The following is a 2603-nucleotide window of genomic DNA, read 5'->3' on the forward strand; positions in this document are numbered from 1 at the left end:
TTTGAGTGAAAAGTCTGTGTGTTGAATGCGGGACATGGGTCTCTCCATCATGAAATTCCGCGATCTGCCTGTGGCGTCTTCGGCGGGTGATGGGGAGGATACTGTCCACCATTGGTGGATTTATCAAGCATTAAATTCACATAATGTGGATTATTGTTTGTCGTGAGGGAATCCAAATTTCAAAAAGGCAAAGAAAAACCCCGCATAAGGCAGGGTTTTTTCTTGAATATGCCTTTCCGCCTAGTCGTTGTTAATTCCGCTCCATCCTTGATCTTCCTGGTGCGATTGAATGATTGCAGTGCAGGTGCAAAATGAAAAATCCATTGGCAATAATGAAGATAATCAAAGTCCTGCCAATTGAACCTTTTGCTGCGTAATCGATAAAGCAAAACAGAAAAGACAAGCAGTGGTGGATGCCATCAAACATTTTGCGCTCTACAGCGCTACACGCATCGTCATAATATTTTTCTTAGTTAAAATTGATTTTATTTGTCTGTTTTAGTTGTCTAGTTCTTTGTGGCGTGAGGAAGATGAGGTTCTTTCAACCTGATGGATTTTACGCCCCTACTTGACTCTTTGGTGTTATGTTCTCAATTTGTTCTGATTGAGTTAAGGTGATTTGAGGGACGATTAATGAAAGAGGTAGATCTTAGGCTTGATCGAATGATTGAGATCGCAGGCCAGCTAAAAGTCCCTTTAGATCATGTAGTGAAGCATATGGGGCGTTGTGATCAGAGCAGGTTTTTAATTTTGTCTGAAACTCCAGAAATGTTGCCACGATATATAAAATCGAGCGATAAGCCGTAGAGGTTACAAAGCCGTTCAGCTTCATCAACGGCAATTCTACGAACTCCCTTTTCCCAATTGTTGTATTGGGTGACGCCAAAAGAATGTTTCTCTGCCCATTCTTTTTGGGACATCTGAGATTCGGCCTGCCGAATAGCTGCTAATCGGCGGCCAATTTCCGAATATTGTGGCTGTGCGTTTGTGTCTGACATAGCTTTGAAATTCACAAATTGTGAATTTTTTGGCAAACCACCAATTGTGGTATTGATTTGATCCACAATAAGTGGATATGTGTTGTGCATGATCACAGCTTACAAATTAGCGGACGCCATAGGGCGCAAGAAAATATCAGATACTCTCGGTGTGGGGGTGACTGCTGTGAGTAATGCAGTCGTGCGCGGACATTTTCCATCATCTTGGTTCCTTGCTGTTCAGGCTTTGGCTGGAGATGAAGTGGATTGCCCTCCAACTCTTTTCAATATGCGCGAGCCTTATGGTGTTCATAGGGCAGCACAGCATGACCAATCAGATAATGGAGCTGCGTGATGTTTGATATTGCATTTCGCGCCCTTAATTTCCCACCTTTCACTTACCCCCAAATTGCCACGCAGCATGCGGTCCGTCTTGCGAAATGCCCAAAGGAGTTCTCACATGCGCTACACTAGACCCGGCAGCATCCAGAATGCGGTGCGCGAAGCTTATGGCGCGGTTGGCGGATTGGAAAACGCGTCGACTGATCTCGGGATCGGCGTCTCAACCTTATCCTATGGCACTGAGCGCAGCGAGCATCGCCCCGGAGGCATCGGCGTGAACTACCTTGATGGCTTGGGTCGAATTGAGCCGCGCGCTGCAGTCCCGATAGCGCAGCATTTTGCGACGCTGGCAGGTGGGGTGTTCCAGCCCGTCGATCTGGATGGCGTGACCGCATCGGATGTGTACCGCATCGCCAAAGAATTCTCGGACGTATTGACCAAGGATGCGGAGGCGCATTCCAAATCGTCGATTGATCCGAAGGGGTACACCGCCAAAGAAGCTGGCGAACAGCTGGTCGAGTTGGATGAGCTGATTGCGGTGGCGGTGAGTTTCCGCGCTGCTCTGCGCCAGACGGCCGAGGGCTCGCGATGACGGGCCTCATTTTCAATATTTTCACAACGGGTTCCTACGCGATTGATGGGATGTGTGTGCGACTGCTCGCGCGGCACGTCCCTAATCGCGCAACTTTGCATACCGTTGTGTGTGCAACAGGTCGGGGGCTTCGTGCTCTCGGCCTCTTTTATTCACAGGTTCGGAATTTCGGCCGTCTCCTCCCCCTTGAGGCCGAAATAGGGCGCGCGCTTTGTGGGCGAAGCGCGCGCTCGTTTTTACAGTCCTCGCGCGGGTCAGAAAGGCTTTGGCATGACATTTGAAGAGCAACTCAAAACATGCGCGCGGGTGGCGCGGCGGGGGCGGCAGGTTGCGTTTATCGTGCCGCGCGCCCCAGATGAGCGGGTGGCGCGCGATCGCTGCACGGCGCTGACCCCAGCAGATGCCGCACGGCGTGGGGCACTGATTTACGGCACCGGAGTGGTGCGATTTGTGCAGGCCAGCAGCGCCAGCTTTGTTTTGGCGGGCTTTAGCGGCTTTGTTGTACTTGATGCGCGGCTTGAGGTCTCAGCTGGCATGATGCGCGAGCTTGGCGATCTGAAAGACGCCTGCGCCATGCTGTTTCCCGAAGGCGAATTAGAGCGGCTGGCGCAGGTCGAGGATACTCAGGCGGTGACGCCATGAGCCTGTCTGGCCCAGACCTTGAGCGCATGGTGATGGCACGGCCCTTTGCC

4 protein-coding genes are annotated in these 2603 nt (G+C 51.2%); 3 read left to right on the forward strand and 1 reads right to left on the reverse strand.

Annotated elements, in window-relative coordinates; translation table 11 throughout:
• Positions 1-731 precede the first annotated feature (731 nt).
• The gene (locus tag BM025_RS18760) at positions 732-1088 is read right to left on the reverse strand and encodes a helix-turn-helix domain-containing protein (RefSeq protein WP_085849227.1); all 357 of its coding nucleotides are present in this window, start codon (positions 1086-1088) and stop codon (positions 732-734) included.
• On the opposite strand from BM025_RS18760, the gene BM025_RS18765 reads away from it, so the two are divergent.
• From BM025_RS18765 to BM025_RS18775, 3 genes are all read left to right on the forward strand, one after another.
• Positions 1087-1332: a hypothetical protein gene (locus tag BM025_RS18765; protein ID WP_090875510.1), complete on the forward strand. Its 246-nt coding sequence runs from the start codon at positions 1087-1089 to the stop codon at positions 1330-1332. The two genes, BM025_RS18760 and BM025_RS18765, sit on opposite strands and share 2 nt — an antisense overlap.
• A 105-nt stretch (positions 1333-1437) precedes the next feature.
• Complete coding sequence (locus tag BM025_RS18770; RefSeq protein WP_085849226.1) at positions 1438-1911, forward strand: hypothetical protein; 474 nt, start codon at positions 1438-1440, stop codon at positions 1909-1911.
• 270 nt (positions 1912-2181) lie between these two features.
• Positions 2182-2553, forward strand: coding sequence for a hypothetical protein (locus BM025_RS18775; protein ID WP_139204620.1), 372 nt, complete (start codon positions 2182-2184; stop codon positions 2551-2553).
• Positions 2554-2603 lie beyond the last annotated feature (50 nt).

This window comes from Pacificibacter marinus, assembly GCF_900109555.1.
GTDB lineage: Bacteria > Pseudomonadota > Alphaproteobacteria > Rhodobacterales > Rhodobacteraceae > Celeribacter > Celeribacter marinus_C.